21 protein-coding genes are annotated in these 16,811 nt (G+C 70.5%); 16 read left to right on the top strand and 5 right to left on the bottom strand.

Features of this window, described 5'->3' with window-relative positions; all coding sequences use genetic code 11:
- Positions 1-15: 15 nt before the first annotated feature.
- Entirely contained in the window at positions 16-756 is a 741-nt protein-coding gene (locus LZP97_RS19230) for an IclR family transcriptional regulator (RefSeq protein WP_119700171.1), read from the bottom strand.
- A gap of 81 nt (positions 757-837) precedes the next feature.
- Between LZP97_RS19230 and LZP97_RS19235 the strand changes: the two genes are divergently transcribed.
- From LZP97_RS19235 to LZP97_RS19275, 9 genes are all read left to right on the top strand, one after another.
- Positions 838-1,458 (top strand): AIM24 family protein, encoded by a 621-nt coding sequence (locus LZP97_RS19235; RefSeq protein ID WP_003938727.1) that lies wholly within the window; start codon positions 838-840, stop codon positions 1,456-1,458.
- Positions 1,459-1,466: 8 nt separating this feature from the next.
- On the top strand, positions 1,467-2,171 hold the full coding sequence (locus LZP97_RS19240; protein WP_040269958.1) for an AIM24 family protein: 705 nt from the start codon (positions 1,467-1,469) through the stop codon (positions 2,169-2,171).
- Positions 2,120-2,923, top strand: coding sequence for an AIM24 family protein (locus tag LZP97_RS19245; RefSeq protein WP_269071537.1), 804 nt, complete (start codon positions 2,120-2,122; stop codon positions 2,921-2,923). Before LZP97_RS19240 ends, LZP97_RS19245 begins: the two co-directional genes overlap by 52 nt.
- Before the next feature lie 135 nt (positions 2,924-3,058).
- Positions 3,059-3,256 (top strand): (2Fe-2S)-binding protein, encoded by a 198-nt coding sequence (locus LZP97_RS19250; protein ID WP_003938724.1) that lies wholly within the window; start codon positions 3,059-3,061, stop codon positions 3,254-3,256.
- Positions 3,257-3,302: 46 nt separating this feature from the next.
- Positions 3,303-3,779, top strand: a complete 477-nt coding sequence (gene bfr / locus LZP97_RS19255; RefSeq protein WP_003938723.1) for a bacterioferritin — start codon at positions 3,303-3,305, stop codon at positions 3,777-3,779.
- Positions 3,776-4,240: a carboxymuconolactone decarboxylase family protein gene (locus LZP97_RS19260; protein ID WP_017680132.1), complete on the top strand. Its 465-nt coding sequence runs from the start codon at positions 3,776-3,778 to the stop codon at positions 4,238-4,240. Before bfr ends, LZP97_RS19260 begins: the two co-directional genes overlap by 4 nt.
- A 44-nt stretch (positions 4,241-4,284) precedes the next feature.
- A complete protein-coding gene (locus LZP97_RS19265) occupies positions 4,285-4,746 on the top strand; it encodes a MarR family winged helix-turn-helix transcriptional regulator (protein ID WP_017680133.1) in 462 nt (153 codons plus the stop codon).
- A 17-nt stretch (positions 4,747-4,763) separates the two neighbouring features.
- Positions 4,764-5,054 carry a GNAT family N-acetyltransferase gene (locus tag LZP97_RS19270; protein WP_017680134.1) on the top strand — a complete coding sequence of 97 codons (291 nt, stop codon included), beginning with the start codon at positions 4,764-4,766 and terminating at the stop codon, positions 5,052-5,054.
- Between the two features lie 23 nt (positions 5,055-5,077).
- Positions 5,078-5,857, top strand: a complete 780-nt coding sequence (locus LZP97_RS19275) for a putative protein N(5)-glutamine methyltransferase (protein WP_017680135.1) — start codon at positions 5,078-5,080, stop codon at positions 5,855-5,857.
- A 30-nt stretch (positions 5,858-5,887) separates the two neighbouring features.
- Here the strand turns inward: LZP97_RS19275 and LZP97_RS19280 are convergent, their stop codons facing one another.
- Entirely contained in the window at positions 5,888-6,409 is a 522-nt protein-coding gene (locus tag LZP97_RS19280) for a CGNR zinc finger domain-containing protein (RefSeq protein WP_048771341.1), read from the bottom strand.
- Positions 6,410-6,434: 25 nt separating this feature from the next.
- Between LZP97_RS19280 and LZP97_RS19285 the strand changes: the two genes are divergently transcribed.
- From LZP97_RS19285 to LZP97_RS27415, 4 genes are all read left to right on the top strand, one after another.
- Positions 6,435-6,605, top strand: a complete 171-nt coding sequence (locus tag LZP97_RS19285) for a hypothetical protein (RefSeq protein ID WP_162919342.1) — start codon at positions 6,435-6,437, stop codon at positions 6,603-6,605.
- 32 nt (positions 6,606-6,637) lie between these two features.
- A complete protein-coding gene (locus tag LZP97_RS19290; protein ID WP_064066239.1) occupies positions 6,638-7,159 on the top strand; it encodes a J-domain-containing protein in 522 nt (173 codons plus the stop codon).
- A gap of 368 nt (positions 7,160-7,527) precedes the next feature.
- The gene (locus LZP97_RS19295; protein WP_064066240.1) at positions 7,528-8,109 is read left to right on the top strand and encodes an AAA family ATPase; all 582 of its coding nucleotides are present in this window, start codon (positions 7,528-7,530) and stop codon (positions 8,107-8,109) included.
- A 185-nt stretch (positions 8,110-8,294) separates the two neighbouring features.
- Entirely contained in the window at positions 8,295-8,654 is a 360-nt protein-coding gene (locus LZP97_RS27415) for a sigma factor-like helix-turn-helix DNA-binding protein (RefSeq protein WP_064066241.1), read from the top strand.
- On the opposite strand, the gene LZP97_RS19305 is transcribed toward LZP97_RS27415, so the two are convergent.
- Both LZP97_RS19305 and LZP97_RS19310 read right to left on the bottom strand, forming a co-directional pair.
- Complete coding sequence (locus LZP97_RS19305) at positions 8,578-10,206, bottom strand: MDR family MFS transporter (protein ID WP_064066242.1); 1,629 nt, start codon at positions 10,204-10,206, stop codon at positions 8,578-8,580. The two genes, LZP97_RS27415 and LZP97_RS19305, sit on opposite strands and share 77 nt — an antisense overlap.
- Positions 10,203-10,862 (bottom strand): TetR family transcriptional regulator, encoded by a 660-nt coding sequence (locus LZP97_RS19310; RefSeq protein ID WP_040269986.1) that lies wholly within the window; start codon positions 10,860-10,862, stop codon positions 10,203-10,205. The genes LZP97_RS19305 and LZP97_RS19310 overlap by 4 nt, the downstream gene beginning before the upstream one ends.
- 116 nt (positions 10,863-10,978) lie before the next feature.
- Between LZP97_RS19310 and LZP97_RS19315 the strand changes: the two genes are divergently transcribed.
- Positions 10,979-12,160 (top strand): ATP-binding protein, encoded by a 1,182-nt coding sequence (locus LZP97_RS19315; protein WP_234574882.1) that lies wholly within the window; start codon positions 10,979-10,981, stop codon positions 12,158-12,160.
- A 5-nt stretch (positions 12,161-12,165) separates the two neighbouring features.
- Here the strand turns inward: LZP97_RS19315 and LZP97_RS19320 are convergent, their stop codons facing one another.
- Positions 12,166-13,350 (bottom strand): ROK family protein, encoded by a 1,185-nt coding sequence (locus tag LZP97_RS19320; RefSeq protein WP_234574884.1) that lies wholly within the window; start codon positions 13,348-13,350, stop codon positions 12,166-12,168.
- Between the two features lie 168 nt (positions 13,351-13,518).
- Between LZP97_RS19320 and zwf the strand changes: the two genes are divergently transcribed.
- Positions 13,519-14,982, top strand: a complete 1,464-nt coding sequence (gene zwf / locus LZP97_RS19325) for a glucose-6-phosphate dehydrogenase (RefSeq protein WP_059174559.1) — start codon at positions 13,519-13,521, stop codon at positions 14,980-14,982.
- Entirely contained in the window at positions 14,979-16,805 is a 1,827-nt protein-coding gene (gene edd, locus LZP97_RS19330; protein ID WP_234574885.1) for a phosphogluconate dehydratase, read from the top strand. The genes zwf and edd overlap by 4 nt, the downstream gene beginning before the upstream one ends.
- Positions 16,806-16,811: the final 6 nt, after the last annotated feature.

Here is a 16,811-nt window from a genome sequence, read left to right on the forward strand (position 1 = left end):
AACGAAAGACGGCTTTCAGGTCAGCCTGCGGGAGATGCCGCTGGCGGCGGCCCGCATCGCCGGGATCAGCGGCGCGGCATCCGCCTCGACCGACACCACCACCGACACCGCGGCGACGACCCGGCCCGAGCGTTCCCGGATGGGCGCCGCCATCGCCATCGTGCCGACGTTCAGGTACTCACGGGCGATCACGACACCGGTCCGACGGATGTCGTCGAGCACCCGCCGCAGCCGGGACTCGTCGACGATCGTGGCGGGGGTGAACCGTTCGAGTCCGGCATCGAGCACCTCCTGCAGCAGCTCCGGCCCGCCGTGGGCGAGCAGCACCAACCCACCGCTCGACGCGTGCAGGGGCAGCCGGCCACCGGCCCGGCCGACGACGGGCACGGCACCGCGCGCCGAGAGCCGCTCCACGTACAGGGCCTCGAGCCCCTCGCGGACGACGAGTTGCACGTTCTCCCGCGTCGCGTCGAACAGGTCCTCGAGATAGGGCATCGCCACCTGGCGCAGACCGTGAGCCCGCGGCGCGAGGGCACCGAGTTCCCACACCCGCACCCCGATCTGGTAGCTGCCGTCCGCCCGGCGCTCGAGCGCTCCGGCGTCGACGAGCTGACCGCACAACCGGAACACCGTCGGCAGGGGCAGTCCGGTCCGGCGGCTCAGTTCCGACTGGGTCAGGCGCGGCCGTTCGGCGGTGAACGCGCCCAGCACTGCGAAGGCACGGCCGAGCAGGGACCGGTCGGGAGCATCGGGCACGCACTCATTGTGGGGTGTCCGCGCCACCGGGCGCCGAGCCGGAAGGGCGAACCGGCGGCCGAGCGTCTATCGTCTTCCCGCATGCGACTGGTCGAGAAATCGAAACGGGTCATAGAGGCGCACCTGAACAACACCAGTGTCCGGGCACTGTCGGGGTCGATGGTGGCGTACGAGGGCCAGGTGCAGTTCAAGTCGGCCGGGTTCGGCGGGGGCGAGGGCGTGCTGGCCGGACTGCGCCAGCGGGCCACCGGGGAGGGTCTGTCGCTGATGGAGTGCAGCGGCAACGGCGTGGTCTATCTCGCCCACCAGGGGCAGGACGTCACGGTGCTCGAGTTGAACAACGAGACACTGCAGGTCGAATCGGAGCAACTGCTCGCCCTGAACGGCAACCTCGGCACGAACGTCACGTTCGCCGGGGTGCGCGGCAACATGAGCGGCCAGGGCCTGTTCACCACGACGGTCACCGGCAGCGGGCAAGTGGCGCTGCTCTCGGCCGGCGGTCCACTGATCCACCTCGAGGTCTCCCCGCAGTATCCGCTCGTCGTCGACCCGGACGCGTTCGTGTGCGCGAAGGGACAGCTGAGCCAGTCGTTCGTCACCGACGTCTCGTGGCGCACGTTCGTCGGGCAGGGCAGCGGCGAGGCGTTCTCGCTGCGGTGGGACGGCATGGGCGTCGTGTCCATCCAGCCGGCGGAGCGGTGAGGGAGAGCATGTTCTCGAAGATCAACGGCAAGGTCGTCAAGGTCGATCTGAACCAGTCCGGTCCGGTCGTCGCCCGCCGCGGGGCGATGCTGTTCTATACGGGCATGGTGCAGTTCGCTCCGCATCAGGTGCCCGGCGCCGGCGGGATGCCGGGCATGGGCGGGATCGCCGGAATGGCGGGACGGATGATGCAGGGCGAGCACGAACGCACGATGCTCGCGCAGGGCAACGGCGTCGTCCACTACGGCTTCCGCGGCCTCGAGGTGCACGTGGTGGACCTGTCCGCCGGCGGTGACCTGCGGGTGGAGGCGTCGCGGCTGCTCGGCTACACCGCGAGCCTGCAGAGTTCGGTGGTGTCGATGTCGGCGCCGCCGGCGGGCGGTGGCGGCGGCGGGGGCGGCGGTTTCCTCGGCGCGCTGCGCAACGCCGCGACGGGCATGGTGACCGGCACCGGCATGTTCACCACCCAGCTGTCGGGGCGCGGCACCGCGGTGCTGCTCGGGCACGGCGGCTTCCTCGAACTGCAGGTGGGCGGTCCGGCCCCGGTCGTCGTCGACCCGCAGTCGTTCATCGCCGCGTCCGGACCGGTGCGGACGGAACTGAAGTCCGCCATGAGCTGGCGCAACGCCGGCCGCAGCGGCGGCGAGGGCCTTCAGCTCGAATGCACCGGTCAGGGCATCGTCTACGTGCAAGCGTCCGAGGAGAAACTGTGAGCGTCGTCCTCAATCCCTCTCATCTCGTCGGCAGCGACAACCTGCCCGGCAATCACTACGCCTTCTGCATCGACCTGCAGAGCCCGTGGTTCCTGTCCAAGGGCGCGATGATCGCCTACTACGGGCAGGTGCAGTTCACCTCGCTCACGCACGGTCTGCAGGGCCAACTCCTGCAGATGGTCGCGCATCAGTTCTCGGCGCCGCTGTACATGGGCGACTACGTCGTCGCCGAGGGGTACGGGAAGCTGATCATCGGCGACCGGGGTTACGACATCAACTCCTACGACCTCGACGACGGCAATCTGACCATCCGGGCCGCGAACCTGCTCGCCTTCGAGCCGGGGTTGTCGCTGAACCAGTCGATCGTGCCCGGCTTCCTCACCCTGATCGGCACCGGCAAGTTCCTCGCCTCGTCGAACGGGCCGGTGATGTTCGCCGAGCCGCCCCTGCGGGTCGACCCCGAGGCGCTCGTCGGCTGGGCGGACTGCCCGTCGCCGAGCCACCACTACGACGAGGCGTGGGTGAACGGCTTCGTGGCTGCGGGGGCGCGCATGTTCGGCGTGCAGTCCGGGGAGGAACGGCAGTTCGACTTCACGGGCGCCGGGACCGTGCTCATCCAGTCCAGCGAGAAGGTGATCGACGACAGCGCGGTCGTCCGGACCATCGAAGGGCAGCTGCCCGGTCTGACCCCTGGTGGTCTGCAGCGGATCAACCAGGTGGTGGCGTCGCAGCTGCAGTCCCAGCAGCACTGAGCCCGGGCGCCCTGGGTCGGGACTGGGCACTTGCCCGGGGCGCCCACCGCTGGACTGTGACTACGCTCACAGGTAAGCCACACCTCAGTGAGGTAAGGTTTGGTGAACCTAAGTAGTATGTCCAGGAGGGCCTCGATGATCGTCTGCAGCTGCCACGCTCTCTCGCACCGGCACATCGAGGCCCACATCGCTGCCGGCGCGCGCTGCACACGCGAGATCGGGGCGGCCTGCCGCGCGGGCACCGACTGCGGACGCTGCGTCCGGAATATCTCGGCGATCGTTCGCGCATCCCGCGACCGGGATGAGAGGATCGAACTCGAGACCGCCGTCTAGACCCAATACCCGGCGGTCGATCCGCGTTCGGTCCCCGGGAGGCGCCATGAAGGGCGACAAGAAGGTCATCGAGTACCTCAACGAGCAGCTCACCGCCGAGCTCACGGCGATCAACCAGTACTTCCTGCACTCGAAGATGCAGGACAACAACGGTTGGACGAAGCTCGCCGCGCACACCCGCGCCGAATCCTTCGAGGAGATGCGGCACGCCGAAACCCTCACCGACCGGATCCTGTTCCTCGAGGGCCTGCCCAACTACCAGCGCCTGGGCACGCTGCGGCTCGGCGAGACGGTCAAGGAGATGTTCGAGGCCGACCTGCAGGTCGAGATCGAGGCCCGCGACCGGCTCCGCAAGGGCGCCGAGTACATGCGTTCGGTCCACGACATCACCTCGGCCCGCATCTTCGAGGAGATCCTCGCGAACGAGGAAGAGCACATCGACTACCTGGAGACCCAGCTGGGCCTGCTCGAGCAGCTCGGCGAACCCCTCTACATCTCCGTGCACGTCTCACCGCCGGAGTGAGCGACAAGCGCGTCGCGATCGACAAGCAGACCCGCCCGGTGTACCGGGCGCAGATCGCGGTCGCCCAAGCGATACGCCAGGCCACGGCCGACGCCGGACTCGGGCGTCGGCTCGTGGAGCTGGTGAACATCCGCGTCTCCCAGATCAACGGCTGCGCCTACTGCCTGGACGTGCACGTCCGGGACGCCCTGCGCGAGGGCGAGACCACTCAGCGGCTGGCGGTGTTGCGGGCCTGGCGGGACACCGACCTGTTCAACGAGCAGGAGCAGGCCGCCCTCACCCTCGCCGAATCGATCACCGAGCTGCCCGACAGTCGTACCCAGGACCGGGACTACGCCTTCGCCCGCGCCCGCCTCACCGAGGACCAGCTCTCCGCGATCGCGTGGGTGGCCGTGGCGATGAACACGTTCAACCGGGTCTCCATCGTCAGCCGGCACCCGGTCCGTCCCCCGCAGGAGTGACGCCGAACTGATTTCCTGAGCAACCATCCGGTTATCCTCGACTGATGACGAAGACCCGGTGGCTCAGCGACGACGAGCAGCGCACCTGGCGCGCCTACCTCGACAGCACCCGCCTGCTGATGAATGCCCTGGACCGGCAGCTCACCCGGGACTCCGGCATGTCCCTCACCGACTACGAGCTGCTGGTCGCGCTCTCGGAGGCCCCCGGCCGGCGGCTGCGCATGCGGGCGCTCGCCGACGCCGTCGTCACCACCCGCAGCGGCGTCACCCGCGCGATCAGCCGCCTCGTCGACGCCGGGTGGGTCCGGCGCGTCGAATGCGACGAGGACAAGCGCGGCATGCTGGCCGAACTCACCGACGCCGGGGCCGCGAAGCTGGCCCAGGCCAGTCCCGGGCACGTCGAGGCCGTACGCTCCTACGTGTTCGACCTGCTCGGTCCCCGGGACGTGACCCGCTTCGGGGACACGTACACCGCGATGCGCACGCACCTGCTCGAGAACACCTGAACAGCCGGAGGAATGCCATGAGCGACCCGTCCGTCGTCGCCGTCCACAATCCGCAGCGCCAGCGTTACGAACTGCGCGACGGCGACACCGTCGTCGGCTACACCCAGTACCACCCCGACGGCGACGTCCAGCTCGTGTTCGACCACACCGAGGTCGACAACGCCTACTCGGGCCGGGGCCTGTCGAGCACGCTGGTGCGGTTCGCGCTCGACGACGTCCGCGCCCGCGGAAAGCGCGTCGTGGCGATCTGCCCGTTCGTCGACGGCTTCATCGACAAGCATCCCGAATACAAGGATCTCGCCGACTGAGACCCGCCGCCGGGCACCACCGCATGCCGCCCCCACCGGACGTCACTGCCGTCGCCGCCACCCTGCGACGGGCGGGGTGCGTGTTCGCGGAGGACGAGGCGCGGCTGCTGATCGACGCCGCCCGGACGCCCGGCGACCTCGCCGACTCGGTGCGCCGGCGCGCCGCCGGCGAACCGCTCGAGCACGTTCTCGGCTGGACCGAGTTCCGCGGCCTGCGCATCCACGTGACCCCCGGGGTCTTCGTCCCCCGCCGGCGCAGCGAGTTCCTCGTCGAGTGCGCCGTCGCGCTTGCCGCGCCGGGCGTCGTCGTCGACCTGTGCTGCGGATCCGGGGCGCTCGGTGCCGCGGTGGCGGCGGCCGTCGCCGACGTGGAACTGCATGCGACGGACCTCGATCCGGCGGCGGTGGAGTGCGCGGGCCGCAACCTCGCCGCGTTCGGCGGCCACGTGTACGAGGGCGACCTCTACGACCCGCTGCCCGCGGGACTGCGCGGGCGCGTCCACCTCCTGCTCGCCAACGTGCCGTACGTCCCGACCGCGGACCTGGCGCTCCTGCCGGCCGACGCCCGGGAGCACGAAGCCCGCATCGCCCTCGACGGCGGTGCCGACGGCCTCGACGTGCTGCGCCGGGTGGCAGCGGCGGCCGGACGATGGCTCGCGCCGGGCGGACATCTGCTGGTCGAGTCGAGCACGCAGCAGGCCGACGGGATCGCCGCGTGCTTCGACCGGAACGGGCTGACCCCGCAGGTGGCACACAGCGACGACGACTTCGCGACCGTCGTCGTCGGCACCGCGCCGCGCTGAGCGCGGTTCAGCCGGCGCGCACGGCGCGGTTCAGCCGGCGCGCACGGCGCGGTGCCGGCGCACGGCGTCGCGGTTCGCGCACCGCGGCGAACAGTACCGCTGCCGCCCGTTACGGGAGGTGTCCGCGTAGACGTCGTCGCACTCGTCGAGGGCGCAGCGGCCGAGTCGGTGCATGCCCCGGCCCACCAGGTGCAGGGCCGTACCGACAGAGATCAGCGCCTCGAGCACCCCGGCGAGCGAATGCTGATCGTCCCGGTAGTGCAGGTGCCAGCCGTCCCCCGCGTGATTCGTCATCCGCGGATACGCCGAAGCGGCGGCCAGCATCTCGTTGACGAGCGCGGCACGCTCGGCGTCACCGGTCGCGTCGACGATCCCGCACCAGCGTTCGAGCATCGCCTCGACGTCGCGCAGGTCGCCGGCGCCGACGGGAAAGTCGATCACCAGGCCCGCCTCGAGGCAGCGGCACACCAGCGCGTCGACTGTCGCGGGTGGGTCGTTCACCAGCTCCGCGGCGAGGCGCACGGCATACTCGCCGTAAGGGTTGAGATGCACAATGTCATTACACCACGCTGGTGGCATGCCGACATCCCACAGCCACCACTGGACCGAGGTCTCCCGCCACCCGACGAGCGAAGGCGTGGTGCGGTATCAGCGCTGCGCATGCGGCCGCTGGCGCCTGGTCTCGACACCCCTCCGCCCCGATCCGATCGGCGTGTCGGCGACGGTCCCGGTGACCCGCCGAGCGTGAAACCCGACGCCTCGCGGAGGACAATCGCCTCCATGACCGAGCGCAAGCGGCCGGACATCACCTTCGAGTCGTGGATCGAACGCCAGATCCGCGTCGCGCAGGAGCGGGGCGACTTCGACAACCTGCGTGGCGCGGGCAAGCCGATTCCGCATCGCAGCGACGACGAGCTGTGGTGGGTCAAGGACTACCTGCGCCGGGAAGGGCTCTCGACCGAGGCCCTGCTGCCGCCCCCGCTGCAGCTGCGCAAGGAGGTCGAGCGGTTGCGCGACACCGTGCGCGACGTGCCCTCCGAGCCGGCGGTGCGGCAGATCGTCCGGGAGCTGAACCGGCGGATCGTGGACTGCCTGCGCGCACCGAGCGGTCCCCTGGTTCCCGTTCATCGGGTCGATCCGGAAGCGGTCGTCCGCCAGTGGGCCGCGGACCGGGCGGAGCTGCGGTCGACACGCGCCGAGCGGGCCGCGGCGGCGGCCGCAGCGTTGCGCGAGTACACCGCCGAGCCGCCGCGTCGACGCTGGTGGCACCGCATCCTGGGGATCCGGCCCGCGGAAACCTGACGACGCTGCGGGGACGTGTCCTCGGCGCCGCACAGCCGCGCACTTCGCAGCCACCCGCGACAGCGATCGTCGGTGCGCCTGTCGATTCGTGTCGCGGGTACCGATCCCCGCCCCGGCCGCTGCACTCGCTGAGCTGCGTGCGAGCTGACCGGCCGCGGCGCGAGAGCCGGCCCGGAAGGTGCGGCCCGATTCACAGCCGGACCTCAGGAAGGACTCAGCGTCGGCCCAGTCCTTGCCGACATTCTGAAGACACGGCAGCACCGATCACGAACCTGCCCGCAGGGAAAGGAATCGTCATAACCACCTCAGCTCCGAGGTTCCCCCACCCGGGACATCCGTCCGGGTGCGACAACAGTGCCGTCTTCCTGATGGCCGGTGGCGTTCCCGGAGCGGGTAAGAGCACCCTGCTTCGCCGGATCGAGCGCGACATCCCGGGTCTGACCGTTCTCGATCCGGAGCGCCGGGCCGAACGCCTCGCGGCCGTGCTGCCGCCGGGCCTGCCGTACCGCCGGTATCGGCCACTGGTCCATCTCGTGCACACCCTCGACGTGGTGCGCACCCTCCTGGCCGGACCGCACCGGAGCGAAGGGCCGGTGGCCGTTCACGACACCGCCACGCGCAGGCGCCGACGCGACTGGACGGCCCGCCTGGCGCGGCGACGAGGCTGGACGCCGGTGCTGGTCTTCCTCGACGTGCCCCGAGAGGTCGCGCAGGCCGGGCAGCACGCTCGCGGGCGCGTGGTGAACGAGTCGTCGTTCGCGCGGCACTGGCATCGATGGACCGTTCTGCGACCGCACCTCACCGACGAGGACGACGCCACGGCCGGAGGCCTGTGGGACCACGTCGTCCTCACCACTCGCGACGATGCGAAGAACCGGGTGTTCGGCGTGCTGACGCAGGACGGAACGGACCGCTGCGCACTCGGCAGCGGATCCCCGTGTGCGCGGTGACGATTCCGGAGCGCAACGACATCGACACTTCGGTGACGGGTGTCCCCGACGCATGCCGGGTTCACCGACGGCCCACTTCCCAGCACATCCACGGCGCACTCCCGTGGCCGCCCGAGGTTCGTCCGGTTGTGTGGGTGCGTGAACGGACGCGATGCGTCATGCCACAGCAAGGAAGGCACGACTCGATGACAGCTCCCACCCAGGACCTCGACACCGCCGCGGCGACCGCACGCGGGAATCAGCCGGACGCCGTGTGCGGACGGTCCGGAGGCGCGCGTGCGGCAGCGCTGCTCTCGACGCTCACCCGCAGGCAACGCGACATCCTGCGCCTGCGGGTGATCGAGGGGTTGTCGGTGGAGGAGTCCGCCGCCGTCCTGCGGACGACGCCTGGGGCCGTCCGTGTGGATCAGCATCGCGCGTTGTCCCGCCTTCGCGCGGCGCTGGCCGACCCCGTGCGCATGGACGCCGTCACGGGGCCGGGCGACTCCCGGTCTCGGCGGGGTGCGGTTGCGCGCCTGCCGCGTGCGTCAGCTGTTCCTCCGTGACCGCCTCACCGCGGGCGACCATGCCCGCCTCGTGCGCCAGCGGGATCTGCCGCAGGAAGCACGCGATGACGAACGCCACCAACAGGAACGGGATCAGGTACCAGAACACCGGGGCGAGGGAGTCGGCGTAGGCGTCGACCACGCCGGTGCGCACGGAGTCCGGCAGCCGGCTCAGGGCCGCGGGATCGAGCGTCGCGGTCGCCTGGCCGGCCTGCTCCGGGGAGGCCCCGGCTCCGGTGAACACGGTGGTGAGCTGCTCGGCCAGCCGGTTGGTGAAGATCGTGCCGAAGACCGCCACACCGAGGGACGCGCCCACCTCCCGGAAGTAGTTGTTGGTGCTGGTCGCGGTCCCGATCTCGGTGGGCGGCACGGCGTTCTGCACCACGAGAACGACCACCTGCATGATCAGACCCAGGCCGAAGCCGAGGGTGAACAGCATCGTGCAGATCAGCCACAGCGGCGTGCTGCCCTCGAGGGTGGTCAGCCACAACATCGCGGCGGCCGTGACGAGGGCACCGGCGATGGGATACGCCTTGTAGTGACCGGTTTTCGTGATCGCGATGCCGGAGGCGATCGAGGTGGCCATCAGGCCGGCCATCATCGGGATCATCAGCAGACCGGAGACCGCGGCCGAGGTGCCGGACGACATCTGCAGGAACGTCGGCATGAAGGCCAGCGCCGCGAACATGCCGAGACCCACGGTGAAGCCGATCGCGGTGGCGTTGACGAAGATCGGGTTGCGGAACAGCGACAGCGGGATGATCGGATCCTCGGCGCGGGACTCGACGAGGACGAAAAGACTTGCCGCGACGAGCACTCCGACGGCGAGCGCGAGGGTCAGCGGATCGGTCCAACCCCGGTCGCCACCGAAGTCCGTGAACAGGATCAGGCACGTGGTAGCGGTCGAGAGGGTGAGGACGCCGAGGAGGTCGACCTTCTTCTCGGGTCGCTTCGTGGGCAACGTGAGGGTGAACCAGGCGATCACGAAGGCGAGCACGCCGACGGGCAGGTTGATGTAGAAGGCCCAGTGCCAGGTCAGGTGGTCGACGAAGAAGCCGCCGAGCAGGGGGCCGGCGACGGCGGCCACACCGAAGACCGCACCGAGCGGACCCAGGTACTTGCCACGCTGGTCGGCCGGGACGATGTCGGCGATGATGGCCTGGGAAAGGATCATCAGGCCGCCGCCGCCGAGGCCCTGCATCGCACGGAAGATCACGAACCACCAGAAGTCGGTGGCGAAGGCACAGCCGGCGGAGGCGAGGGTGAACACCGCGATGGCGACGAGGAAGAGGGTGCGGCGGCCGAACACGTCACCGAACTTTCCGTAGATCGGCATCACGATGGTGGTCGCCAGCAGGTAGGCGGTGGTGATCCAGGCCTGGTGTTCGACGCCGCCGAGCTGCCCGACGATGGTGGGCATCGCAGTGGAGACGATGGTCTGGTCGAGGCTCGACAGCAGCATGCCGGCGATCAGCGCGGAGAAGATGAGCCAGATCCGGCGCTGCGTGAGCACCAACGGTGGTGCCGCGGGGCGGGACGACGTTGCGGTCACGGGTTTCCTGCCGTTTCGATGGGGTCGAGTCGCTGCCCGAACAGGCGCCGGACGGTGTCGAGGTTGCGGAGCAGCAGCTCCGCGAAGGGGCGATCGGTGTCGTCGCCGAAGAACTCGTCGGCGGTGTGCCGGGTGATGTCGGCGAGCGCGTAGACGACGGTCCGCGGCAGCGGATCGTCGGGAGGCAGGTTCTCTCTCCGGGCGACGACCTCGGCGAACCGCCGGAGCTGGGTCTCGCCGTTGTGCAGGATGCGGGGCAGCAGCTGTGGCTCGCGGTGGATGATGTCGTGGTACTGCTTCGCGTGCTCACGGGTGAAGTCGGTGCGCCCGATCTGGGCGAGGAGCACCGCGACGAGGTCCTGGAGCAGCGTGGGGGAGATGCCGTCCCCGTCGTGCCGTCCGGCGGCCACGAAGGCGTCCTCCTCCTCGAGGGTCAGGCTGAGCGGGGGCTCGCCGAGGACCGCGTCCTCCTTGGACGGGAAGTAGTTGAAGAAGGTGCGCCGGGAGATCTCCACCCGCTCACAGAGTTCCTCCACGGTGAACCCGGCAAGACCATGACGGGCGGTCAGCGCGCGCGCCTCGCCGACGAGCGCGGCCCGGGTGCGCTCCATCCGGCGGTTACGCCGCCCGGACGGACTTGTTGCACTTTCCTCCATGGAGTGCATATTTGCACCATCGCCCCCAGAGTGCAAAGAGGCCTGACGACTATGGGATGTTATGGTCGGTTATGGAGAATTCAAGATAGAACTCCATAAGTCTCTATACTCGCCGCATGGACCTCGAGCTCAACCCGTTCAAGCCCGGCTCCGGCCTCCGGCCGCCGGCGCTCGAGGGACGCGACGAGCAGATCGGGGCGTTCGAACTCCTCGTCGCCCGCAGCAAGCGGCAGAACTACGACCGTGGACTCATCCTGTCGGGACTGCGGGGAGTCGGGAAGACGACCCTGCTCAACGCCCTCGTCGAGCACGCCGACCGGCAGGGTTGGCTGACGATCGCCCTCGAGGCGCGACCCAACGAGGCCGGGACCAGCGCCGTCCGCGCCAAGCTCTCCCAGGAGCTGACCGTCGGACTGCGCCGTTACAGCCGCAAGCACCGGATCCAGCATGCGATCGATCCGCTCATCGATCTCGCCCGGGGTTTCTCCCTCGGCCTCGGCCTCGGCCTCGGGCCGGCCACCGCGAGCTTCTCCCTCGACCAGCCCCCGGCGGCCAGCGGGGACATCGACCTCGACCTCGAGGAACTCGTCGAGGCGATCACCGCCGAACTGCGGCCGAGATCCAGTGCCTTCGGATTGTTCGTCGACGAGATGCAGGACCTCGACTCCGATCTGCTGTCGGCGCTGCTCGCCGTCCAGCACCGGGCGAGCCAGCGGGAATGGCCGTTCTTCCTCATCGGTGCCGGACTGCCCAATCTTCCCGCGGTCCTGGCCGGCAACCGCTCGTACGCGGAGCGCCAGTTCCTCTACAGCACCATCGGCCCCCTCTCGCCGACCGCCGCCGCCGACGCCCTGCGGATCCCGGTGCGCCGCCAGGGCGGGGACTTCACCGACGACGCCCTCGCCGTGCTCGTCCAGGCCAGCGCGGGCTATCCGTACTTCCTGCAGGAGTTCGGGAAGGCGATCTGGAACATCGCTCCACACAGCCCCTTCCAGCTCGAGGATGCCGAGCTCGCCGTCGAGGTGGGCTGCCGTCACCTCGACGAGGGATTCTTCCCGTCGCGCTGGAACCGGGCCACCGACCGTGAGCGCCGCTACCTCGCCGCGCTCGCCGCCGCCGGCGAGGAGGCACCGCGGTCCGGAAAGGTCGCCCAGCTGATGGGCTCGACGGCCACCGGCGTCAGCGACGTCCGCAACTCGGCCATCCGCAAGGGCCTGATCTGGGCGCCGGAGCACGGTCGCATCGCCTTCACCGTCCCGGGCATGGCCGACTTCATCCGCCGTCAGCCGGCGGAGTAACCGGGTCAGCGGCCCCGCTCGGCCACCATCCGGTCCACGGCGCGCACGCTGAGCACCTGATCGAGAGCCATGGAGGCGCAACCGATCATCCCGGAGCGATCGCCGTGCGACCAGGGCAGGATCTGCAGGGCGCGGGTGGCCACGGACACCGCATCGCGATAGAGGGTCTCGCGCAGTCCGGCGACGAACACGTCGTAGGCCTCGGCCATGTCACCGCCGACGACGAGCACCGCCGGGTCGAGGAGGTTGACGGCCCCGGCGATCACCTCGCCGATCCGCCGGCCGCTGTCGCGAATCATGCGGCGCGCCTCCGCATCCCCGCCGACGGCGAGGGCCACGACGTCGCGGATGTGGGTCACGTCCCGGCCCTGCTCCTGCAGGTCACGGACCAGCGCCCAGCCCCCGGCGATCGCCTCGACGCAGCCGACGTCGCCGCAGCGGCACAGGACGCCCTGCGCCGCAGCGGTCTTGGTGTGCCCGATCTCGCCGGCCGCGCCCACCGCGCCGCGCTGCAGCACACCGCCCGACACGATGCCCGCCCCGAGACCCGTGGACGCCTTGATGAGGAGCATGTCGTCGAATTTTCTTCGCTCGCCCAGCCTTTCGGCGAGGACCATGACGTTCGCGTCGTTGTCGACGAACACCGGTGCGCCGCCGAGGTCCGCGAGGAAGGGCTGCAATTCGACGCCGTCCCAGCCGGCCATCATCGGCGAATCCAGGCTGCAGCCGCGGGCCGTGTCCACGGTGCCCGGCAGACTGACCCCGATGCCGACGGTGCGGGGCGCGCCGGGACCGAGCGCGGCGCGCAGGTCGGCGAGGTGCGCGGCAACCTTCGGCATCAGCTCCCCCGGGCTCGCCCCGATCTCCTGCTCGAGGTCCTCGGTGCGGAGCAGTTCCCCGGCGAGATCGCAGACGGCGAGCTGGGTGCGGCTGCGGCCGATCGCGACGACGAGCACGATGCCCGCCCCCGCCCCGAAGGTGAGGGTGAGGGGTGGGCGCCCGCCGGTCGAGGGCCCCTCCTCCGTTTCGACGACGAGGCCGAGGTCCTGCAACGCCGCGACCCGGGCGGCGACGGCGGTGCGGGAGAGCCCGGTGTGGTGCCCGATCTCGCTTCGGGTGGTCGCGGCGCCGGCGCGGACGAGGGCGAAGACCTCGCCCGCTGTGGCGGGCGCGCTGGAGGATCGGCTCATACCGCCATTGAACCAAGGAAGCGCACCCGAGAGGGCCCGGTGCCGCACCCGGGGGCCGCACCGCACCGGACTTTGTTCTTAGAAATGCGTAAGTTTGTTGTTTCAGTGCGGAAGATGCTCTACGGTTGCGAGTGACAGCCCTCACCCCCTCATTCGGGAGGACACGCCATGTCACCCGCCGCCCCCTGTACCGTCGTCGTCTTCGGCGGCACCGGCGATCTCGCCGTCCGTAAGCTCCTGCCCGCCCTCTACCTGCGCGATCGGGACGGCCAGCTGCCGCCCGGCAGCCGGATCGTCGGCGCCGCACGCGCCGGCCTCGACACCGACGGCTACCGCGACAAGGTCCGCGGCGAGCTCGCGCGCTTCGTGCCCGCGCCCCTGCTGGACGCCGGCACCCTCACCCGGTTCCTGGACCGCCTCGACTACGTGAGCCTCGACTTCGCAGGCGGGGACGACTGGTCCGCCCTGCACGACGTCCTGCCCCCGGACTCCGTGCGCGTGTTCTACCTCGCCTGCGCCCCTTCGCTGTTCGGGCCGATCTCCCATCACCTCGCCCGGCACGGACTCGTCGAACCGACCTCGCGGGTGGTGCTCGAGAAGCCCATCGGCCGCGACCTCGCCTCCGCCCATGCGATCAACGACGCGGTCGGCGAGGTGTTCGACGAGTCGCAGATCTTCCGCATCGATCATTACCTCGGCAAGGAGAGCGTCCAGAACCTGCTGGTCACCCGGTTCGCCAACACCCTGCTCGAGCCGCTGTGGAACTCGACGTGGATCGACCACGTGCAGATCACCGTCTCCGAATCCCTCGGGGTGGGCACCCGCGGCGGTTACTACGACACCTCCGGGGCGCTGCGCGACATGCTGCAGAACCACCTGCTGCAGGTGCTGTGCCTGGTGGCGATGGAACCGCCGACGGTCGTCGACCGCGAGACGGTGCGCGACGAGAAACTCAAGGTGCTGCAGGCGCTTCGGCCGATGACGCCCGACGACGTCGAAAGATTCACCGTCACCGGGCAATACGGACCGGGACTGGTCGACGGCGGTGCCGTGCCCGGCTATCGCGACGAGGTGGAGAACCCGGGCAGCCGCACCGAGACCTTCGTCGCGGTGCGCGCGGAGGTGCGCAACTGGCGCTGGGCCGGTGTGCCGTTCTACCTGCGCACCGGCAAGCGACTCGAGAAGCGCAGCTCCGAGATCGTGGTGCAGTTCAAGGACGTTCCGCACCCGATGTTCCCCCGCGCCGAGGGCGCCACCGAACCCAATCGCCTGGTGATCCGGCTGCAGCCCGACGAGGGCATCTGCCTGCACATGACCGCCAAGGAACCCGGACCCGGCGGGATCCGCCTGCGCCCGGTCTCCCTGGATCTGAACTACGTCGACGCGTTCGACCGGCCCTCGCCCGACGCGTACGAGCGGCTGCTGATGGACGTGGTGCGGGGCGACCCGACCCTGTTCATGCGGCGCGACGAGGTCGAGACCGCATGGGCGTGGGTCGAACCGATCCTGCAGACCTGGGACCGCACCGACCGGATGCCGCGCCGCTACCCGGCGGGTACGTCCGGCCCCACCGACGCGACCACCCTCATCGAGCGCGACGGACGCGCCTGGTACGAAGGAACTTCCGTATGAGCCATCCCGTTCTGGACCGGGTCACCGACCGCATCGTCCGGCGCAGCCGGGCCGAGCGCGGCGCCTACCTCGAGCGGCTGCGCGCCGCCGCCGACAAGGGGCCGGCGCGCGGACGTCTCGCGTGCGCCAACCTGGCCCACGGATTCGCCGCCGCCGAACCTGCCGACAAGTCCGCGCTGCGCGGGCTGGTGAAGCCGAACATCGCGATCGTCTCCTCCTACAACGACATGCTCTCCGCGCACCGGCCTTTCGAGGACTACCCGGCGCGGCTGAAGGCGGCGGTCCTCGGGGCGGGCGGCATCGCGCAGTTCGCCGGTGGCGTCCCGGCCATGTGCGACGGCATCACCCAGGGCCGCGACGGCATGCAGCTGTCGCTGTTCAGCCGCGACGTCATCGCGATGTCCACCGCAATCGCGTTGTCGCACGACATGTTCGACGGCGCCCTCATGCTCGGTGTCTGCGACAAGATCGTCCCCGGCATGCTGATCGGCGCGCTCGGCTTCGGGCACCTGCCGACGGTGTTCGTCCCGGCCGGGCCGATGACGTCGGGGTTGCCCAACGGCGAGAAGGCCCGGGTGCGGCAACTCTACGCGGAGGGCCGCGCCGGCCGCGAAGACCTGCTCGAGGCCGAGGCCGCCTCCTATCACGGCGCCGGCACGTGCACGTTCTTCGGCACCGCCAACTCCAATCAGCTGCTGATGGAGGTGATGGGCCTGCACCTGCCCGGGGCAAGTTTCGTCAATCCCGGCACCGAACTGCGGGACGCGCTCACCGACGAGGCCGCGCGCCGCGTCACCGGCCTGACCGCCCTCGGCTCCGACTTCACCCCGGTCGGTGAGGTCGTCGACGAGCGGGCCGTCGTCAACGGCTGCGTCGCACTGCTCGCCACCGGCGGCTCCACCAACCACACGATGCACCTGGTGGCGATCGCCCGGGCCGCCGGGATCACCCTCACGTGGCGCGACCTGGCGGACCTGTCGGCCGTCGTGCCGCTGCTCGCCCGGATCTACCCCAACGGCGCGGCCGACGTGAACCACTTCCACGCCGCCGGCGGGCTCGGTGTCGTGGTCTCGGACCTGCTCTCGGCGGGCCTGCTGCACGACGACGTCACCACCGTCGCCGGGCCGGGGCTGCACCGGTACACGCAGGAGCCGCGGCTGCGCGACGGGACGCTGCGGTGGGAGGCCGGGCCGTCGGCGAGCCTGGACCACACCGTGCTGCGTGGCGTCGCGGATCCGTTCGCCGTCGACGGCGGGCTCAAGGTGCTCGACGGCAACCTGGGCGAGGCCGTGCTCAAGGTGTCCGCGGTCGCCCCGGAGCACCACGTCGTCACCGCCTCGGCGCGGGTGTTCGACGACCAGGCCGACTTCCTCGCGGCGTTCGAGGCCGGCGAACTCGACCGCGACGTCGTGGCCGTGCTGCGCTACCAGGGCCCGCGCGCGAACGGGATGCCCGAGCTGCACAAGCTCACCCCCGCGCTGGGGGTGCTGCAGGATCGGGGACGCCGGGTCGCGCTGGTGACCGACGGCCGGATGTCGGGCGCGTCCGGCAAGGTTCCCGCCGCCATCCACGTCACGCCCGAGGCCGCGGCCGGGGGTCCGCTCGCCCGCGTCCGCGACGGCGACCCGATCACCGTCGACGCCGTCGCCGGCTCGCTGTGTGTGCACCTGTCCGACGCCACGCTCGCCGGCCGCGCGGCGACCGGTCACGCCCCCACCGACGACGCCTGGACCGGCACGGGCCGTGAGCTGTTCGCGGGCCTGCGGGCCACCGTGGGCCCGGCCACCCACGGCGCCAGCGTCTTTCAATCCGACTTCGCGTGAAGGAGA

It is taken from the genome of Rhodococcus sp. DMF-1, assembly GCF_021441945.1.
Lineage (GTDB): Bacteria > Actinomycetota > Actinomycetes > Mycobacteriales > Mycobacteriaceae > Rhodococcus > Rhodococcus ruber.